The organism is Mycobacterium sp. (assembly GCF_035653355.1).
Classification (GTDB): Bacteria; Actinomycetota; Actinomycetes; order Mycobacteriales; family Mycobacteriaceae; genus Mycobacterium.
In genome coordinates this window covers 1-17,259 of the sequence record NZ_DASRBZ010000054.1, presented here as the reverse complement: position 1 = coordinate 17,259, position 17,259 = coordinate 1, and the positions used below count along the sequence as shown (strand labels likewise).

The 17,259-nt window shown below is 67.1% G+C and carries 17 protein-coding genes and 1 pseudogene; 6 read left to right on the top strand and 12 right to left on the bottom strand.

Translation table 11 applies throughout. The features are described 5' to 3' along the window. Positions 1-68 precede the first annotated feature (68 nt). The 3 genes from VFA16_RS01800 to VFA16_RS01790 form a co-directional block, all read right to left on the bottom strand. Entirely contained in the window at positions 69-488 is a 420-nt protein-coding gene (locus VFA16_RS01800) for a hypothetical protein (RefSeq protein ID WP_324966173.1), read from the bottom strand. A 165-nt stretch (positions 489-653) separates the two neighbouring features. Continuing rightward, positions 654-2,024, bottom strand: coding sequence for a hypothetical protein (locus VFA16_RS01795; RefSeq protein ID WP_324966172.1), 1,371 nt, complete (start codon positions 2,022-2,024; stop codon positions 654-656). Positions 2,025-2,065: 41 nt separating this feature from the next. Continuing rightward, positions 2,066-2,854: a (2Z,6E)-farnesyl diphosphate synthase gene (locus tag VFA16_RS01790; RefSeq protein ID WP_324966171.1), complete on the bottom strand. Its 789-nt coding sequence runs from the start codon at positions 2,852-2,854 to the stop codon at positions 2,066-2,068. A gap of 125 nt (positions 2,855-2,979) precedes the next feature. Here VFA16_RS01790 and trhA point away from each other — a divergent pair, with 125 nt between their 5' ends. Beyond that, complete coding sequence (trhA, locus tag VFA16_RS01785) at positions 2,980-3,720, top strand: PAQR family membrane homeostasis protein TrhA (protein ID WP_324966170.1); 741 nt, start codon at positions 2,980-2,982, stop codon at positions 3,718-3,720. A gap of 10 nt (positions 3,721-3,730) precedes the next feature. Here trhA and VFA16_RS01780 read toward each other — a convergent pair whose 3' ends face one another. The 4 genes from VFA16_RS01780 to mca are packed head-to-tail and all read right to left on the bottom strand — an operon-like array spanning position 3,731 to position 7,357. Further along, a complete protein-coding gene (locus VFA16_RS01780) occupies positions 3,731-4,102 on the bottom strand; it encodes a nuclear transport factor 2 family protein (protein WP_324966169.1) in 372 nt (123 codons plus the stop codon). A 10-nt stretch (positions 4,103-4,112) separates the two neighbouring features. Next, positions 4,113-6,107: a thioredoxin domain-containing protein gene (locus VFA16_RS01775; protein WP_324966168.1), complete on the bottom strand. Its 1,995-nt coding sequence runs from the start codon at positions 6,105-6,107 to the stop codon at positions 4,113-4,115. 9 nt (positions 6,108-6,116) lie between these two features. Continuing rightward, positions 6,117-6,488 carry a hypothetical protein gene (locus VFA16_RS01770; protein ID WP_324966167.1) on the bottom strand — a complete coding sequence of 124 codons (372 nt, stop codon included), beginning with the start codon at positions 6,486-6,488 and terminating at the stop codon, positions 6,117-6,119. Then, positions 6,488-7,357, bottom strand: coding sequence for a mycothiol conjugate amidase Mca (mca, locus tag VFA16_RS01765; protein WP_324966166.1), 870 nt, complete (start codon positions 7,355-7,357; stop codon positions 6,488-6,490). The genes VFA16_RS01770 and mca overlap by 1 nt, the downstream gene beginning before the upstream one ends. 91 nt (positions 7,358-7,448) lie before the next feature. Between mca and VFA16_RS01760 the strand changes: the two genes are divergently transcribed. The 3 genes from VFA16_RS01760 to VFA16_RS01750 all read left to right on the top strand — a co-directional run bounded on the left by VFA16_RS01760 (position 7,449) and on the right by VFA16_RS01750 (position 9,327). Beyond that, on the top strand, positions 7,449-7,883 hold the full coding sequence (locus VFA16_RS01760) for a DUF4307 domain-containing protein (protein WP_324966165.1): 435 nt from the start codon (positions 7,449-7,451) through the stop codon (positions 7,881-7,883). 242 nt (positions 7,884-8,125) lie between these two features. After that, the gene (gene greA, locus VFA16_RS01755) at positions 8,126-8,620 is read left to right on the top strand and encodes a transcription elongation factor GreA (RefSeq protein ID WP_324966164.1); all 495 of its coding nucleotides are present in this window, start codon (positions 8,126-8,128) and stop codon (positions 8,618-8,620) included. 44 nt (positions 8,621-8,664) lie between these two features. Next, complete coding sequence (locus VFA16_RS01750) at positions 8,665-9,327, top strand: GOLPH3/VPS74 family protein (RefSeq protein ID WP_324966163.1); 663 nt, start codon at positions 8,665-8,667, stop codon at positions 9,325-9,327. 13 nt (positions 9,328-9,340) lie between these two features. Here VFA16_RS01750 and VFA16_RS01745 read toward each other — a convergent pair whose 3' ends face one another. The 4 genes and pseudogenes from VFA16_RS01745 to VFA16_RS01730 all read right to left on the bottom strand — a co-directional run bounded on the left by VFA16_RS01745 (position 9,341) and on the right by VFA16_RS01730 (position 13,921). Beyond that, positions 9,341-10,522: a cystathionine gamma-synthase gene (locus tag VFA16_RS01745; protein ID WP_324966162.1), complete on the bottom strand. Its 1,182-nt coding sequence runs from the start codon at positions 10,520-10,522 to the stop codon at positions 9,341-9,343. 58 nt (positions 10,523-10,580) lie between these two features. After that, positions 10,581-11,235 (bottom strand): annotated as a pseudogene (locus VFA16_RS01740) (RDD family protein). A gap of 142 nt (positions 11,236-11,377) precedes the next feature. Beyond that, positions 11,378-12,772, bottom strand: a complete 1,395-nt coding sequence (locus VFA16_RS01735; protein WP_324966160.1) for a cystathionine beta-synthase — start codon at positions 12,770-12,772, stop codon at positions 11,378-11,380. 75 nt (positions 12,773-12,847) lie between these two features. Then, the gene (locus tag VFA16_RS01730; RefSeq protein WP_324966159.1) at positions 12,848-13,921 is read right to left on the bottom strand and encodes an alpha/beta hydrolase; all 1,074 of its coding nucleotides are present in this window, start codon (positions 13,919-13,921) and stop codon (positions 12,848-12,850) included. A 249-nt stretch (positions 13,922-14,170) separates the two neighbouring features. On the opposite strand from VFA16_RS01730, the gene VFA16_RS01725 reads away from it, so the two are divergent. Further along, a complete protein-coding gene (locus VFA16_RS01725; protein ID WP_324966158.1) occupies positions 14,171-15,142 on the top strand; it encodes an SGNH/GDSL hydrolase family protein in 972 nt (323 codons plus the stop codon). Positions 15,143-15,263: 121 nt separating this feature from the next. Next, a complete protein-coding gene (locus VFA16_RS01720; protein WP_324966157.1) occupies positions 15,264-16,481 on the top strand; it encodes an acetyl-CoA C-acetyltransferase in 1,218 nt (405 codons plus the stop codon). A 129-nt stretch (positions 16,482-16,610) separates the two neighbouring features. On the opposite strand, the gene VFA16_RS01715 is transcribed toward VFA16_RS01720, so the two are convergent. Further along, positions 16,611-17,259 (bottom strand): Bax inhibitor-1/YccA family protein (locus VFA16_RS01715; RefSeq protein ID WP_324966156.1); only part of this gene is annotated, 649 nt, incomplete at its 5' end.

Genomic DNA, 17,259 nt, shown 5'->3' with positions numbered 1-17,259 from the left:
GGATCAGGCCGATGCGGGCCGCGCACCGAAACCTCGAACGGCGGCGACCCGCATCGGCGATATGGGAGTCAGGCCGGTAGCCGGCGCACTCCGAGGTACTGCAGCATCGCGAAGAAGGCGGTGTAAAAGCCGCTACCCAAGGTGGCCGCGACGCCGGCTGCGGTCAACGGCAACCAGCCGGCGGCCACCACCGCGACCGCTGCCAGGGTGCACACGATGTTGGCGATGACGACGCTGACGCCGACGCGCCGCAGGTTGGGCAGCGCGGCGAGGGAGAACACGAGCAGGCCGTAGAGCGCGAAAGCCACGCCCAACCCGTATTCGGTGATTGAGCTGAGCCCGGTCAGCGAGGAGATGGGATCGGCGGCCGCCGCGACAACCAGCCCCGCGAGCCCGGTGACGGTGGCGTCGACCCGCATCGCAAAGCGCAACAACGAATCGGTCGAGTCGTACAGGGGCCGGGTTGCCAGACCAGAGACAGCGGTCATGTCAGAACTCCTTGGGACGTCGGGTGCGGTCGAACACTGTTGAGCCTGCGGTCTGGGCGCTGCCAGATCGAGACATGACACTGCCAAGCACTGCCATGCGCAACTCAACCTATGTTCAATACGGGCCTATTCCCGGGCCGGTTCAAATCCGGCTAAGCGCTGTCGTCAGCCGGCGTCGCTATGGACCGGCACCCGGCCGCGCAGGTCGGCGGCAATCAGCCTGGCCGCCGCGTTCTGCCAGTTGTGCAGGGAGCGCTGCGGCACCTCGGTGACCAGCCACTGCCACGCCTGGCGCGCCGTGGGGTCCAGGCCGGCCGCAGTGGCGTTCTGCGCGTAGGCGCGCACGCCGACCACATACGGGAAATACAGCGAGTTGTAGTGCCGCCACTGCTCGGTCGTGCCGAAGTCGCCGCCGTCGCGGGGCTTGAGCCGCGCGATGTGCTCGGCCAGCAGAGCCCTGAGCTCGTTGGCCCGCTCCAACGGCTGGTCGGGCGCGCCGCGGGCGGCTAACCGTTCGTCGATGACGGGCAGCGCGGTCAGCGGGCTGGCCACCAGCTTGGACAAGTCGCCGTAGTGGGCGAGCGCGCGCCGGGTGAGTCGGGCGAACGTGTCGTCGTCGATGTCGTCGAGCGGATCAGCCGAGCGCAGCGGCAAGGCCGCCTCGGTGCGGCGCAACGTGGCCCGGTCGGCGCGCAGCGTCGGCGACTGCCAGAACGCCATCCGGTCAAGCATCCCGGCCCACGGGTTGGCCAGCACCTGCGCGGCGATCGCGATCGCCACGCTGGTGAACAGCAGCACCGTCAGCGCAAGCTGCGCGGTGCCTTCCTGCCGAGTCACCGCCAGGGCGATCAGGGCCTGGCTTCCGAACAGCACCGCCACCACGATGCTGCCGGCGAATGAGCGCAGCATGTCGAAGCGCAGCGCCTGGCCCTCGTCGAACGCATCCCACAGCGCCACCGCGATCCCGAGCAAACACACGTCGCACCCCGTCGACGCCAACGCCAGCCAGCTGGGTACCAAGCCCAGCGGAATGATCAAGATGGCGTTGCTCAACGCGAAAAACAGGGTCGCGACGACCACCACACCGGTCACCGGAATGGGCTGGGTGGGCCGAATTAGAGCAGCAACCATCGCGCCGAGCGTCAAGAACGAGATCACTGCAAACATCAGCACGTGGCCCGCCCGAAGCGGCCCGTCGACGCTGCCGGCCAGCGCCGCGCCCAGCACGGTCAACGCGGCCATCGCCGCCACCAGCAGTACCTCACCGGTGCGGGCCCGCGAGTTGTCGGACGGCCGGGACAGCTCGAGCAGCACCGCGAACCACGCCACGCCCGGCACCGCGACCAGATAAATCTCGACGTGGCTCAGCGCGTCGACATGCCCGGTGACCCGCACCGCGTCCAGCGCCACGACGGCCGCAAACCCGCACAGCCCGATCGCCGCCAGCACCAGCACAGGTTTACGCGGGTCGCGGGCCAGCAGATACAGCCCCAGCCACCAGCTCAGCGTGAACACGACCGCCGACAGCGCAGCCATGCGTCCAGTGTTGCACGGAGCGCGGTGACGTTCGCCGGCTATTACATGCCGTAACGGCGGTGGCGCAGGCTGTAATCGCGAAGCGCGCGCAGGAAGTCGACCCGGCGAAACGCCGGCCAGTACGCCTCGGTGAACCACATCTCGGAATAGGCGCTCTGCCACAACAGGAAACCCGACAGCCGCTGCTCTCCGGAGGTCCGGATCACCAGGTCAGGATCGGGTTGCCCTGAGGTGTAAAGGTTTTCGGAGATGGCTTCGACTGTGACCGCCTCGATGAGCTCTTCAGCGCTGGCTCCGTTGGCCAGTGCTTTGCTCAGCAGCGCGCGCACGGCGTCGACGATCTCTTGGCGGCCGCCGTAGGCGACGGCGACGTTGACGTGAAAGCCGTTGTTGGGCCGGGTGGAGTCGACGGCCTCGCGCAGTCGGCGTGCCGTTTCCTCGCCGACGAGCCCCAAGTCGCCCACGGTTCGCACACTCCAGCGGTTGGCCGGCGCGCAGATCTCCTCGACGACGTCGGTGATGATCTCGATGAGCGCGGCGAGCTCGTCGGGGTCGCGTTGCAGGTTTTCCGCGGACAGCAAGTACACGGTGGCCATTTCGATGCCGGCCTCCTGGCACCAGCGCAGCATCTCGGCGACCTTGGCAGCGCCCATTCGGTAGCCATAGCTGACGTCGTCGTAACCAGCGCTGCGCGCCCATCGCCGATTGCCGTCGCACAAAACGGCGATGTGCCGGGGTAATGCGGATTTCGATGCCGCCAGGCCCTGCCGCAAACGCAGCTCATAGAGCCGGTACAGCGGCTCCTTGAGCCGCGGCGGGATTATCTCCACGGGTATCCAGACTAGTGCCGACGTCGAGAATTACCGACGAACTCGATGCGCGGCACCCTGGGGTTCACCGGCGCGCCCAGTACTGTGGCTAATAGGCGTTCCAGCGATCTTGATCAGGGAGGGATATGAACGCATCGACCGGCGTGACAGACGATCCCGCTCCGTCGGGGCCGTTGGCTGCGGCTCACCATGCGGCCGAACATCTCGCCGAGGGCGCGGTAAATGTCCTGACGAAGCCGCGGCTTCGCGGCTGGATTCACGTCTATTCGGCGATTGCGTCGATCATCGCGGGCGCGGCCCTGGTGGCCGTGTCCTGGCCGTTGTCAGGGACCTCGGCCGGATTGGCGACGCTGACCTACACCGCGGCCATCGTGGCCATGTTCGGGGTCAGCGCCACCTATCACCGGATCCACTGGAAATCGGTGACTGCGCGCACGTGGATGAGACGGCTCGACCACTCGATGATCTTCGTGTTCATCGCAGGCAGCTACACACCGTTCGCGGTGTGCGCCATGCCGCACCGCGAAGGGCAGCTGGTGCTTTGGATCGTCTGGGGCGGCGCGTTGGCCGGGATCGCCCTGAAGATGTGCTGGCCGACGGCGCCGCGCTGGGTCGGCGTGCCGCTGTATTTGCTGCTGAGCTGGGTAGCGATCTGGTTTATCGGGCCAATCTTGCACGGCGCCGGCGTGGCCGCGATGGTGTTGCTCATCGTCGGTGGGTTGATCTACAGCGTCGGCGGCGTGTTCTACGGGCTGCGCTGGCCCGATCCGTGGCCGACGGTGTTCGGCTATCACGAGTTCTTCCACGCCTGCACCGCGGTGGCGGCGACTTGCCACTACATCGCGATGTGGTTCGCGGTGCTCTGACGGCGCCACCCTAGAGCTGGGTGACGTTCTCCGCCGACCAGTAAGCCTTCATCGCGGCGACCTTGCCGTCGTCGTTGAGCACCATCACGTCGATCGGCTCGATCACCATCCCACCGCCGCCGGACTTCACCGTCAGCCGGAACTGAAAAGCCGCCTCGTTGCCCGCGATACGCAGCGACACCAAGTCGCACTCCCGCTCGGCGCCTTCGACCGCGGAGTAGAAACCGCGAATGGCCTGCCGGCCGATGTGCACCTCGCCGCCGACGGGGTCTTCGACAGTGGCATCGTCGGCGTAGAGGTCGGCGATGTCGTCGGCGCTGCCCTTGGCGATCAGGCTGATGTACCGGTTGACGGTGTCGGCGATGACTTCAGCACTCGGCATGAGACGAACGCTACCGCGCCAGTGCGGCCTCTAGGTCTTCGACGGTGGTGACCGGCAGGTCGCAGACCCGGCCGCGGCAGACGTAGGCGGCGTCGGCACCGTCCACCCGGTCGCGGCCGATCAAGAGCTCCGACGAGTCCACTTCCCCTCCGACCACGATCGCCCCGCCCGGCGCCAATCGGCGTGCGTCGGCCAGCAGCGACGAGCCCGGCTCAGCGCAGGCCACCGCAATCTGCAACGGCCCGCGCACGGCGGATTCGGCCACCGCCAACCAGTGCCCGGCCGAGCGCGGGGCGCGGGCCAGCAACGGGGAATGCACCCCCAGCGTATCGGCCGCGGCCTGCCCATAACGATCGGCGCGCTCACCGCCGACCAGGTGCGCGGCGATCAGCAGGGCCTCGGCGATCGCGGACGCCCCCGACGGTGTCGCACCGTCCACCGGATCGGCCGGACGAAACATCAACTGTTCCGCGTCGTCGGCGCTGTCGAACCAGCGGCCCGGCAGCTCCGGATCGGCGAAGTGCGCCAGCGCAATATCCAACAAATCGGTAGCCATCTGCAGCCAGGCCCGGTCCATGGACAGCTGGTACACCGTCAACAGCCCGGTGGCCAGCATCGCGTGGTCTTCGAGAATGGCCGCACTGTCGCCCACCCGCCCACCGAGGCTGGCCCGCCGCAATCGCCCGTCCACCATGTGCAGGCCCACCAGAGCGGCCGCGCACCGCCGCGACGCCTCCGCTAACTCCGGGTCACCAAGCGCCACACTGGCTTCCGCCAACGCAGTAATGGCCAAGCCGTTCCACGCGGTGACGACCTTGTCGTCACGGTCCGGCTGCGGGCGGGTCAACCGGACCGCCAGCAGCGCGGTGCGGACCCGCTCGAAGCGATCAGGGTCGTCCGGATCAGCGGGCAGTTGCAGCACCGACGTGCCGTGCTCGAACGTGCCAGTCTCGGTGACCCCGAAAGCCGAAGCGGCCCAAGGCCCGTCGTCGCCGCCGAGAACTTCGGTCAGCTGGGCCGGCGTCCATACGTAGGTCAAGCCCTCCCGGCCGGCGGCGTCAGCGTCCAGCGACGAGGTGAACATGTCGCGGTCGCCGAGCTCGTCGACAATAAAACGAGCGGTTTCCGCAGCCACCCGGCGTGCCAGCGCACTCTCGCTCCGGCGCGCCCAGTGCGCGTAGACGCGCAGCAGCAACGCGTTGTCGTACAGCATCTTCTCGAAATGCGGTACCACCCAGGCGTTATCGACGCTGTAGCGGGCGAAACCACCGGCCAGCTGGTCGTAGATGCCGCCGCGGGCCATCGCCGTGCTTGTTCGCTCCACGGCCAACAGCGCGGCCGGCGACCCGGTTCGTTCATGGTGCCGCAGTAACGCTTCCAGCAACGCGGACGGCGGGAATTTCGGTGCGCCGCCAAAGCCGCCGTGGGTGCTGTCTTCGTCGCGCAACACCACGGCGACGGCGTGATCACACAGCGAGGCCTCGACCTGAGGGCCGCCGCCCGGCAGCCCTGATGCCATCGCCCGGAGTTCGCTCGCGATGTGGTCAGAGGCCTGCTCGACTTCCCCGCGGCGGTTGTGCCACGTGTCCGTCACCGCCGAAAGCAACTGCAAGAAAGCATGTTTCGGGTAGTAGGTGCCACAGAAGAACGGTCGGCCGTCGGGTGTGAGGAAACATGTCATCGGCCAGCCGCCCTGCCCGGTGAGGGCGACGGTGGCGTTCATGTAGACGGCGTCGATGTCAGGCCGTTCCTCACGGTCCACTTTGACGCACACGAACCCGTCGTTCATCGCGGCGGCCACTTCCTCGTCTTCGAACGATTCGTGCGCCATCACATGACACCAGTGGCAGGCGGCGTAGCCGACGGAGAGCAGGATTGGCACGTCACGCTCGGCCGCCTCGGCCAATGCCTGCGGCGTCCACTGCTGCCAATGCACCGGGTTGTCGGCGTGCTGGCGCAGATAGGGGCTGGCAGCCCCGGCGAGCGTGTTGGCCGCAGGGCTCATCGCTGCGCCCTAGCCGTCAGGTTCACGGGGTGGCCCCTTGCGATCGGCCGGCTGATCGGCCTCTAATCCGGGCGGCGACCCGCTGCACTCGGCCTCGCCGAGTTTGCGATCGCCGCGCAATCCCGGCGGCGACCCGCCGGGCAGCGTGCCCTCGTCGGCGGCCTGGTCCGGCTCGGGGTGCTCTGGGTCGAATGACTCGGGCACCTTCTTCAGTTGCCGGTTCATCGACCGGATCAGAAACACCGTGGCCAGCAGCAGCAACACGATAACCAGAAGGCCCATCGGGCTGGCCTTGCCGAAATCCGGGCCGGTATGGCGGGGTGCTTGATCGGCTTGCAGGTCGGCCAGCACGCCGAACGCGCCGACCAGCGCGTAAGACATCACTCGTCCTCGATTCCGGCGAACAGATCGGTCTCAGGAAGCTTCACCGGCACTCGCGACCGGGCCAGCTCGAACTCTTCGGTCGGCCACAGCCGCTGCTGCCATTCGATCGGCGCGGCGAAAAAATCGCCTTTGGGATCGATCTGGGTGGCGTGTGCGCGCAGCGCGTCGTCGCGCTGACTGAAATACGCCGAGCACTCCACCCGGGTCGTCACCCGAGCAGCGAAGACGTCGTGCTTGGGATCCCAATGCTTGAGCCACTTCTCGAAAGGGCCCTGCTGCCCGTGCTTGGCAAACTCGTCTTGCAGCAATTGCATCCGCTGGCGCAGGAAACCGTGGTTGTAATACAGCTTGGAAACCGTCCACGGCTCACCGGCGTCCGGGAAACGGCGATAGTCGCCGGCCGCTTCGTATGCGGCAACCGAAACCTGGTGACAGCGGATGTGGTCGGGATGCGGGTAGCCGCCGTTTTCGTCGTAGGTCGTCATCACGTGCGGCCGAAACTCCCGGACAACCCGCACCAGCGCCTCGGCGGCCACCTCCAGCGGCACCAGCGCAAAGCAGTCCTCGGGCAGCGGCGGCGGGGGGTCGCCCTTGGGCAAACCGGAGTCGACGAAGCCCAGCCAGCTGTGCTCGACGCCGAGGATCTCCGCGGCCTTGGCCATCTCGTCGCGGCGGATCTCAGCCATGCGTCCATGCACCTCGGGTAGATCCATCGCCGGATTGAGGATGTCGCCGCGTTCGCCGCCCGTCAGGGTAACGACCAGCACGCGATGACCCTCGTCCGCGTAGCGTGCGAGGGTCGCAGCACCCTTGCTGGACTCGTCGTCAGGGTGGGCATGCACCGCCATCAATCGCAGTTCGCTCACCTGCTTTCTGTCCGTTGCTCAACCGGGCGTGCCCCTATAGTTGCAGTCCTAATCGTTGCATCCTGTCCCCCGGGTTCGGAAAAGCCTGCCTATGAGCGAACGGCCCACACAGCGCCCGCTGGCCCGCTACGGGCCTCCCCGGTCATCCCGCCGGCCGCGGCGCGGGGGCGTCATCGCCCTGGCGGTTCTGGTCGTCGCCATTGGCGTCGTCGTGGCGGTGATCGGCTACCAGCGGCTGGGCACCAGCGACGTGACAGGCACCTTGGTCGGCTACCGCCTGATCGACGACGAGACGGTGTCGGTGACGATCGGCGTGACACGTCGCGACCCGTCGCGGCCGGTGGATTGCATCGTGCGGGCGCGCTCCAAAGACGGCAGTGAGACCGGCCGGCGTGAAGTGCTCATCCCACCTTCGGACAGCCCCACGGTGCAGCTGACGACGATCGTGAAATCCTTCCAACCGCCGACGATGGGAGACGTCTACGGCTGCGGCACCGACGTGCCCAGCTATCTGCGGCCGTCCTGACCACGCCGCTGTTGCCGTAACCGAGCAAAACCGGCAACCGGCGAAACGGGAGTCGCGGCACGCGTCACGGTGGTACCATATTTGGGTACACGGTTCCTGATGGGACCGTGTATTGCTGCATTAGCGCGACATACGCGGCACAGCGCGGCGGCACGCGCAGTGAAACCGCATACGCCGGCAGCGAACCGAAAGCCTGCCCACGCGAATACCGTGGAAACAACGAATACAAGGAGCGCGACGAGATGACGGACACTCAGGTGACCTGGTTGACCCAGGAGTCACATGACCGACTCAAGGCCGAGCTCGATCAGCTGATCGCAAACCGTCCGGTCATCGCCGCAGAAATCAACGACCGCCGGGAAGAGGGCGACCTGCGGGAGAACGGCGGATACCACGCCGCCCGCGAGGAACAGGGTCAACAAGAAGCGCGCATCCGTCAACTGCAGGACCTGCTCAACAACGCGAAGGTCGGCGAACCGCCCACCCAGTCCGGGGTGGCGCTGCCCGGCTCGGTGGTGACCGTCTACTACAACGGCGACGAGTCCGACACCGAAACGTTCCTCATCGCCACCCGGCAAGAGGGTGTCAACGACGGCAAACTCGAGGTGTACTCGCCGAACTCACCGCTGGGGGGTGCGCTCATCAACGCCAAGGTCGGCGAGACCCGCACCTACAAGGTGCCCAACGGCAACACCGTCGAGGTGACATTGGTCAGCGCGGAGCCATATCGCGCCTAGAGCTGAACCGGGGGTCGGGGAATCGGGCGGTATTAGGCCCGCTCATGGCGAAAATCGCCGAGGATCTGTTGCTGCTGCTGCTCGACAACGCGGCGGGGCAGCCCGCGCTGGATCGCGCGCGGTTGGGCCGCGTACTGGCGGCAGCGGTTCTGCTCGATCTCGCGCACGCATGTCGGATACGCCCGGCGGTCGACGGCGAGCCGGTGCAGGAGGGACGGCTGCTGGTCCTGACCGGACCCGACCCTGGCGATCCGGTGGTCGCCCCCGCGCTGCAGCTGTTGCTGCGCCGTCCTTTGAGCCCCGCTGCGGCGATCGCCAAGCTGCGGCGCGACACTCCCGCCGCCCTGCTGTCGCAGCTCGAACGCAGCGGCCAAGTGCATCGAGTCCGGTTGTACTTCAACGGATCCAAACCGGCGGACGGGTGGCAATTGACGGACCGCAGCCGCGCGTCGCAAGTGCGCGCGGCGATGACGGCGGCGCTGTTCGACCAGCAACGCCCTGATCCCACGACGGCGACGATCATCTCGCTGCTGCACGCCGTCAACGGGCTGGGCGCGATATTCAGCCTCGACCACCGCGGCTGGGAGTGGGTCCTCGACCGTGCCGGCGATATCGCCAGCGGCAGCTGGGTGAGCGAATCCGAGCCCGATCTGCCAGAAGTCAACCTCGCCGTGACGACCGCGGCCATCCGCCACGCGCTGGCGTAGTTTCTGTGTGCAGCTAGGCCAGGGCCTGCTCGAGGTCAGCCAGCAGATCGGCGACATCCTCGATGCCCACCGACAGCCGCACCAGATCGTCGGGAACCTCCAACTGCGAGCCGGCGGTAGAGGCATGCGTCATGGCCACCGGGTGCTCGATCAGCGACTCCACCCCACCCAGCGATTCGGCCAAGATGAACACCGTGGTGTTGGCGCACAGCTCCTTCGCGGCTTGCCGTCCACCGCGCATCCGCACGGAGACCATGCCACCGAAACCGCGCATTTGCCGCGCAGCGAGCTCATGACCCGGATGACTAGGCAGGCCCGGATACAGCACGGTGCTGACAGCTGGATGCTGAGCGAGGAATTCGGCCACGGCAGCGGCATTTTCGCTGTGCCGCTGCATCCGCAACACCAGCGTCTTCAGTCCGCGCAACGTCAGGTAGACGTCGAACGGGCCCGGCACCGCGCCGGCCCCGTTCTGCAAGAAGCCGAACGCCGCGTCGAGCTCTTCGTCGTTGGTGACCAGCGCGCCGCCCACCACATCGGAGTGCCCGCCGATGTACTTGGTGGTCGAATGCAGCACCACGTCGGCGCCCAGGGTCAGTGGCTGCTGCAGCGCCGGGGAGGCAAACGTGCTGTCTACCAACACTTTTGCCGAGCACTGCTGACCGATGTCGGCGATCGCCGCGATATCGGCGATCGAAAGCAGCGGATTGGTGGGCGTTTCGACCCAAATCAGGCGCGTCCGCGAGGTGACCGCGGCGCGCAGCGCGTCGAGGTCAGCAAGGGGCACTGGCGTGTAGTCGATACCCCAACCGGTGAACACCTTGTCGATCAGCCGGAAGGTGCCGCCATAGGCATCGTCGGGGATGACCACGTGGTCGCCCGGCCGCAGCAACGCGCGCAACGCACAGTCACTGGCAGCCATCCCGGAACTCAACGCGCGACAGAACCTGCCCTCCTCGACGGCAGCGAGGGCCGCTTCCAACGCGGCCCGCGTCGGGTTGCCCGATCGGGAGTATTCGAAGCCGCCGCGCAGGCCGCCGACGCCGTCTTGAGCGAACGTGCTGCTCATATTGATTGGGGGGTTGACCGCCCCGGTCGACGGGTCCGGTGGGAAGCCGGCGTGAATGGCCTTAGTAGCCTGCCCTTGCAGCCGACGTTCGTTGCCGGCGGCGGATGTGTTGCGCTGTTGGCTCATCGATGATCAGCCTAACGACGGCAGGAAATCGCCGCGCCGCTGACACCGTGTCGCCCGACTACTCGACCGGCAGGCAAACCGTGGACATGATCTTGTCGGCGATCGTTTGCCGTTTGGCGTCCCACAGCGGGAACAAATAGCCGATGAAGCAGATGATCGCGTCGACGAAGTGCGCCAGCTGGCGCACGATGGACATGCCGAATCCTATTGGCTGGCCAGTGTTTTCGCTGACGACCTTGAATTTCATCAACGACTTGCCGATGCTCGAGCCGGTGGTGCCCTGCCGGTAGCCGTAGTTCCAGACAACGTAGGCCAAGCCCACCAGGTGCGCCAACCAGAATGTCGTCACGCCGAACATCGAATAGCCGCTGGCACACACCTGGTCGACGGCGTATCGCGAGATGTCGGTGACGCACGCCGTCTGTTCGGTGCCGACAAGCACCAGCCACCCGATACCGATGATGATCGCGTACGGGATGTAGTCGACGACGAACGCCAGGACGCGGGTCACCCACGGCGTGTAGGCGTGCGGCGGCAGACCTCGGACAACCGGGCCGGGCGGGGGCGGCGCATACCCACCGGCCGACGGGGGCGGCGGCGGGTAGGCGCCTCCGGGCGGCGGAGGCGGTGGCGGATAGGCGCCCTGCGCCGGATGCTGGGGATCCGGCCCGGCGGCCGGTGTGGCGGGTTGGTCGGTCATGGACGCCTTCCATGGACGAGGGGCTAGCTATAGGCGGCCTTACGGTACCCGACCACCGGCCCACCCAAGTTGTCGTCGCCGAAAGCACAGAGCGGCCGCGGACCAACCGCCTCGTTAGTTTGCTAGCGCATTTAATTTGCTCGACAGCGCTCCCGCTACCGGCGCCGGGGGCCCTCAGAGAGAAATCCCAACAAGTCGTGGCGAGTGATGACCCCGACCGGCTTACCGTCTTCGACCACCATCAGCGCGTCCCATTCCCGCAGCGCCTTGGCGGCAGCACTGACCAACTCGCCCGCCCCGATCATCGGCAGCGGCGGGCTCATATGCAGCCCCACCGCATCGGCCAGCTTGGCGCGGCCTTCGAAAACGGCTGACAGCAGTTCGCGTTCGGACACGCTGCCAGCCACCTCGCCGGCCATCACCGGCGGCTCGGCCCCAACGACCGGCATTTGGGACACTCCGTACTCGCGAAGAATCCCGATGGCGTCACGGACGGTCTCCGACGGATGGGTATGCACCAAGTCGGGCAGCGCGCCGGACTTTCCGCGCAAGACGTCTCCGACCGTGGGTTGCTCCACCGATCCGTCCAGCCGGCTGCGCAGGAACCCGTAGGAGGACATCCACGCGTCGTTGAAAATCTTCGACATGTAGCCGCGGCCGCCGTCGGGCAACAGCACCACAATCAGCGCGTCCGGTCCGGCATCCTCAGCCACCTTCAAAGCGGCCACCACCGCCATCCCGCACGACCCGCCGACCAGCATGGCTTCCTCGCGAGCCAGCCGCCGGGTCATCTCGAATGAATCCGCGTCCGACACCGCGACGACTTCGTCCGGGACGCTCGGGTCGTAGGCCGCCGGCCAGAAGTCCTCGCCTACTCCCTCGACCAGGTAAGGCCGTCCGCTGCCGCCCGAGTAGACCGACCCCTCCGGGTCGGCGCCGATCACCCGCACAGCTCCCCCGGATACCCCCTTGAGGTAACGGCCAGCGCCGGTGATTGTCCCGCCGGTGCCGATCCCGGCAACGAAATGCGTGACCTTGCCGTCGGTGTCGGCCCAGATTTCCGGTCCAGTGGTTTGGTAATGGCTCGCCGGCCCTTCCGGATTCGCATACTGATCCGGCTTCCACGCACCGTCGATCTCGCGGGCCAACCGGTCGGAGACGCTGTAATAGCTGTCCGGGTGGTCGGGCGGCACTGCCGTCGGGCATACCACGACTTCTGCGCCGTACGCGCGCAGCACGTTCTGCTTGTCCTCACTGACCTTGTCGGGGCAGACGAACACACACTTGTATCCGCGCTGCTGGGCCACCATCGCCAACGCGACCCCGGTGTTGCCCGACGTCGGTTCGACAATGGTGCCGCCCGGCTTCAGTTGACCTGCGGCTTCGGCGGCGTCGATCATCTTGATCGCGATCCGGTCCTTGGCGCTCCCGCCCGGGTTGAGGTACTCGACCTTGGCCGCCACGGTGCCGAGTCCCGGCGGCACGACAGAGTTCAGCCGAACCAGTGGTGTGTTGCCGATGAGTTCACTGATGTGCCGGGCGATCCGCATGCATTCATCGTCTCAGGCGATGCCCGGGATCGTCGCTCGGCACCTCGCTGGTGAGCTGCCGCTAGCCGCTGTCGGCTAGTCGGTGGCTTCGCGGATGTACTCGCCGATCTGGCGCAGTGAGCGCTTCGCCTCAGGCACCACCGGGGCGGCGAGCTGGAAGTCGTGAATCTGGCCGGGCCAGATCCGCACCTCGGCCGGCACCCCGACCGCCGCCAGCCTGCGGGCCGCCAATCGGGCGTCGTGTAACAGCACCTCGGAACCCGACACGTGGATCAAGGTGCGCGGCAATCCGGGTCGGAGGTGGTCCAGCGGCTCGTAGAGCTCTTCCGGCACACCGTCGACGATGCGCTTGGCGGCGGCAGCGGCGACCAGCGCCACCAGCGCGTCGAAGGCCCGCGCCGAGAACATGGCGTCGGTCTTGATGTTGGGATGCGACTGCTTGGCCTCCTTGGCCAGCTGCAGCAACGGCGAGATTGCCACCATCGCAGCCGGTTCCTCGTCGGCGTCCTGCAGCCGCTGCGCAAGTGCCAGCGCCAGGTACCCACCAGCGGAGTCGCCCGCTAGCACGATCTGGTCGGGGTCATAACCGCGTAGCCGCAGCCAACGGTAGGCGTCGTGACAGTCGTCGATGGCCATGCCGACGGAGTGTTTGGGGATCAGCCGGTAGTTGACCACCAAGACCGGTGAGTCCGCGTAGCGCGACAGTGCGTTGACCACCCTGCTGTGCGAGTTGGCCCCGCACGTCAAAAAGGCGCCGCCGTGCAGGTAGAGCACCACCCGCCGGTTGCCGTCAGCCGGCAGCACGCCGGGGGCGCGGACAAGCTGCGCGGTGGCGTGGGGCAACTCCACAGTGGTGCGGACGGTGCCGGGAGCAGGGAGCAACACACGGCACGCGAAGTCGATCAGACCGAACGGCCAGGGCATATGCGGGACACGGCTGCCGAACGCCAGAGCGGGCCGGATCGTCAGCCGCGACGCCAACGAAAGCACCCGGGCCGGCAAGCTTGGACCGGTCTCGATGACTTCGACGGGAACGCCGTCGCTGATCGGAGTGCGGCGCGGAAGTTGCGGGGACCGAAGCGTCTCGCGGAGGACAACGCCGGGTCTATCGTCGCGGGGTGTACCGGATATTTTGCTAGGTGCGGTCATGCTCAACACTTCCTACGCCGTTGTAGTGCGGTACAGCATGTGGACGAGGTAGCGGAGCGACCGGTTCATCCGTCCCCATACTTCGGTATACCCGCTCCAGGCACCCAGCCAACCTCGCAAACTTAGCTTGGCACCGCTAAGAACTTCAACAATCAAAGAGTCCGATTCGATACCGGATTTGATCCGCCCTGTGACCGCCTCGCTACGCAGCTACCGGATTCGGGTTAGCGGCCGCCCTAAACTAGGGACGTGGACATACGCGCGCCACGCCGATCCTTGATCGCGCTGGCCGCAGCGGGTGCACTTGCGTCGACCGGGACGGCCTACCTCGGTGCACGTAACCTGCTGATCGGCCAAGCGCAACAGGCGCGCAGCGTCATACCCAGGGCCTGGGACATTCCACCACGAGCCGACGGTGTGTACACCCCCGGCGGCGGGCCGGTGGAGCGGTGGCACCGCGGCGTGCCTTTCGATCTGCACTTGATGGTCTTCGGGGATTCGACGGCGACCGGATACGGCTGCCACAGCGCCGACGAAGTCCCCGGTGTACTGCTCGCGCGTGCGCTCGCCGAGCGAACCGGCAAACGAATTCGGTTGAGCACCAAGGCGATTGTGGGCGCCACCTCCAAAGGCCTGTCCGGTCAGGTCGACGCGATGTTCGTAGCCGGGCCGCCGCCGGATGCGGCGGTGATCATGATCGGCGCCAACGACGTGACCGCTCTCAACGGGGTCGCGCCCTCGGCGCGTCGGTTGGGGGCCGCAGTCTGGCGGCTGCGGGCCAGCGGCGCGGTGGTGGTCGTCGCGACGTGCCCAGACTTCGGCGTGATCACCGCAATCCCACAGCCGCTGCGCTGGCTGGCACGTACCCGGGGTTTGCGGCTGGCCCGCGCCCAGGCCGCAGCGACCAAAGCGGCCGGTGGTATGCCGGTGCCGCTGGCGGATCTGCTGGTGCCCCACTTCCGCACATCGCCCGACCTGTTGTTCTCCGAAGACCGCTACCACCCGTCGGCGGCCGGCTATGCCCTGGTGGCCGATCAGCTGCTGCCGGCGTTGTGCAACGCGCTGGGCGAATCGACCGGCGGGTTAGCGGCTGAACTCCCGTCCACGTCCGGTGCCGCCAGAACCGGCGTGGGCCGCATCCGTCTGCGAATCTTGTCGCGGCTGTGGCGGCGGCCCACGACTGGGGTGCCCGCACCCGTCGTCGTACCCACCGGCGGGTAGCGCGGCATGGGCCGCTCCCGGTCCACGGCCCGCCTCGACGTCGCGCTAGATTCGATTCATCCTGGCCACAACGCGAGCCGGGGACTCCGGTCTAACCCACATCCGATGGAGGGAGCCGATCGTGCCGGAAGCCGTCATCGTCTCAACTGCCCGCTCACCGATCGGCCGCGCCGCCAAAGGGTCTCTGGTCAGCATGCGGCCCGACGATCTCGCCGCGCAGATGGTGCGCGCCGCGCTCGACAAAGTGCCCGCACTGAACCCACACCAGATCGACGACCTGCTGATGGGCTGCGGCCAGCCGGGCGGCGAGGCCGGCTTCAACATCGCCCGTGTGGTCGCCGTGCAGCTGGGCTACGACTTCCTGCCGGGCACCACCGTCAACCGGTACTGCTCGTCGTCGCTGCAGACCACGCGGATGGCCTTCCACGCGATCAAGGCCGGCGAGGGCGACGCGTTCGTCTCCGCCGGCGTCGAAACGGTATCCCGCTTCGGCAAAGGCACCTCCGACTCATGGCCGGACACCAAGAACCCGATTTTCACCGACGCCCAAGAACGCACCTCGGCCGCAGCCGAGGGCGCCGACGAATGGCACGACCCGCGCGCCGACAGCACACTGCCCGACATCTACATCGCGATGGGTCAGACCGCTGAAAACGTCGCGCTGCTGACCGGGATCAGCCGCGAAGACCAAGACCACTGGGGCGTGCGCAGCCAGAACCGCGCCGAAGAGGCGATCAAGAGCGGATTCTTCGAACGCGAGATCGAGCCGGTCACCCTGCCGGACGGCACGACGGTCAGCGTCGACGACGGGCCGCGGCCAGGCACCACCTACGAGAAGGTCAGCCAGCTCAAGCCGGTGTTCCGGCCCGACGGCACGGTCACCGCTGGCAATGCCTGCCCGCTGAACGACGGCGCCGCCGCGGTGGTGATCACCAGCGACACCAAAGCCAAGGAGCTGGGCCTGACGCCGCTGGCCCGCATAGTGGCCACCGGGGTGTCGGCGCTCTCACCCGAGATCATGGGCTTGGGGCCGATCGAGGCGACCAAGAAAGCGCTGGCCAACGCCGGCATGTCGATCCGCGACATCGACCTGGTCGAAATCAACGAAGCTTTCGCCGTGCAGGTCCTGGGATCGGCTCGCGAGCTGGGCATCGACGAGGACAAGCTCAACGTCTCCGGCGGGGCGATCGCGCTGGGCCATCCCTTCGGCATGACCGGCGCCCGCATCACCGCAACGCTGCTCAACAACCTGCAGACCTACGACAAGACGTTCGGCCTGGAAACCATGTGCGTCGGTGGCGGCCAGGGCATGGCGATGATCGTCGAGCGGCTCTCATAACCAGCAGCGCACGTCCGGCGCAATGAAAAGCCGGCACGCGCTGTACGCATGCCGGCTTTTCGTCGCTGTGCTAGTTGCCCGGCTCCTCCTCGGGCCGCTACGTCGGCCCGCATCGTCGCCGAGCGAAAGCTAATCGTTCTGCAGGTAACTCAGCAGACGCAGGATCTCCATGTACAGCCAGACCAGGGTGACGGTCAGGCCCAGCGCAATGCCCCATGCGGCCTTCTCCGGCGCGCCGGCACGCACCATCTGGTCGGCGGCGTCGAAGTCGATGAGGAAGCTGAACGCCGCGATGCCGATGCAGACCAGCGAGAAGATGATGGCCAACGGGCCGCCGCTGCGCAGGCCCAGGCCCTCACCGTGGCCGACACCGAACATGCCCAGGACCAGGTTGCCGATCATCAGGGCCAGCACGCCGAACAAGCCGGCGACAACCATGCGGGTGAACTTCGGCGTAACACGGATTGCGCCGGTTTTGTAGACGACGAGCATGCCGGCGAACACGCCAAGGGTGCCCAGGATGGCCTGTCCGATCAGCACTCCGGCGTTGGTCGACGACACAGTGAAGTGGGCCAGGACGAACGAAAAGGCGCCGAGGAACAGGCCCTCCAGCGCGGCGTAGGTCAACACCAGCGGCGCGCTGTCCTGCTTGCGCGCGAAGGTGGCGACCAGCACCAAGGCCAGCCCGCCAAACGCGCCGACGAAGGTAAACGGCATGGCAAGGGCTAGATTGCCGGCCACCAGGAAGTAGGACACCACCGCGACCGCCGACAGCACT

Coding starts and splice junctions, on each gene's coding strand:
- VFA16_RS01730 (WP_324966159.1), bottom strand. CDS start 13,921: ATGACCGCACCTAGCAAAATATCCGGTACACCCCGCGACGATAGACCC.
- trhA (WP_324966170.1), top strand. CDS start 2,980: ATGAACGCATCGACCGGCGTGACAGACGATCCCGCTCCGTCGGGGCCG.
- VFA16_RS01800 (WP_324966173.1), bottom strand. CDS start 488: ATGACCGCTGTCTCTGGTCTGGCAACCCGGCCCCTGTACGACTCGACC.
- VFA16_RS01760 (WP_324966165.1), top strand. CDS start 7,449: ATGAGCGAACGGCCCACACAGCGCCCGCTGGCCCGCTACGGGCCTCCC.
- VFA16_RS01750 (WP_324966163.1), top strand. CDS start 8,665: ATGGCGAAAATCGCCGAGGATCTGTTGCTGCTGCTGCTCGACAACGCG.
- VFA16_RS01770 (WP_324966167.1), bottom strand. CDS start 6,488: ATGTCTTACGCGCTGGTCGGCGCGTTCGGCGTGCTGGCCGACCTGCAA.
- greA (WP_324966164.1), top strand. CDS start 8,126: ATGACGGACACTCAGGTGACCTGGTTGACCCAGGAGTCACATGACCGA.
- VFA16_RS01775 (WP_324966168.1), bottom strand. CDS start 6,107: ATGAGCCCTGCGGCCAACACGCTCGCCGGGGCTGCCAGCCCCTATCTG.
- VFA16_RS01780 (WP_324966169.1), bottom strand. CDS start 4,102: ATGCCGAGTGCTGAAGTCATCGCCGACACCGTCAACCGGTACATCAGC.
- VFA16_RS01735 (WP_324966160.1), bottom strand. CDS start 12,772: ATGCGGATCGCCCGGCACATCAGTGAACTCATCGGCAACACACCACTG.
- VFA16_RS01745 (WP_324966162.1), bottom strand. CDS start 10,522: ATGAGCCAACAGCGCAACACATCCGCCGCCGGCAACGAACGTCGGCTG.
- VFA16_RS01795 (WP_324966172.1), bottom strand. CDS start 2,024: ATGGCTGCGCTGTCGGCGGTCGTGTTCACGCTGAGCTGGTGGCTGGGG.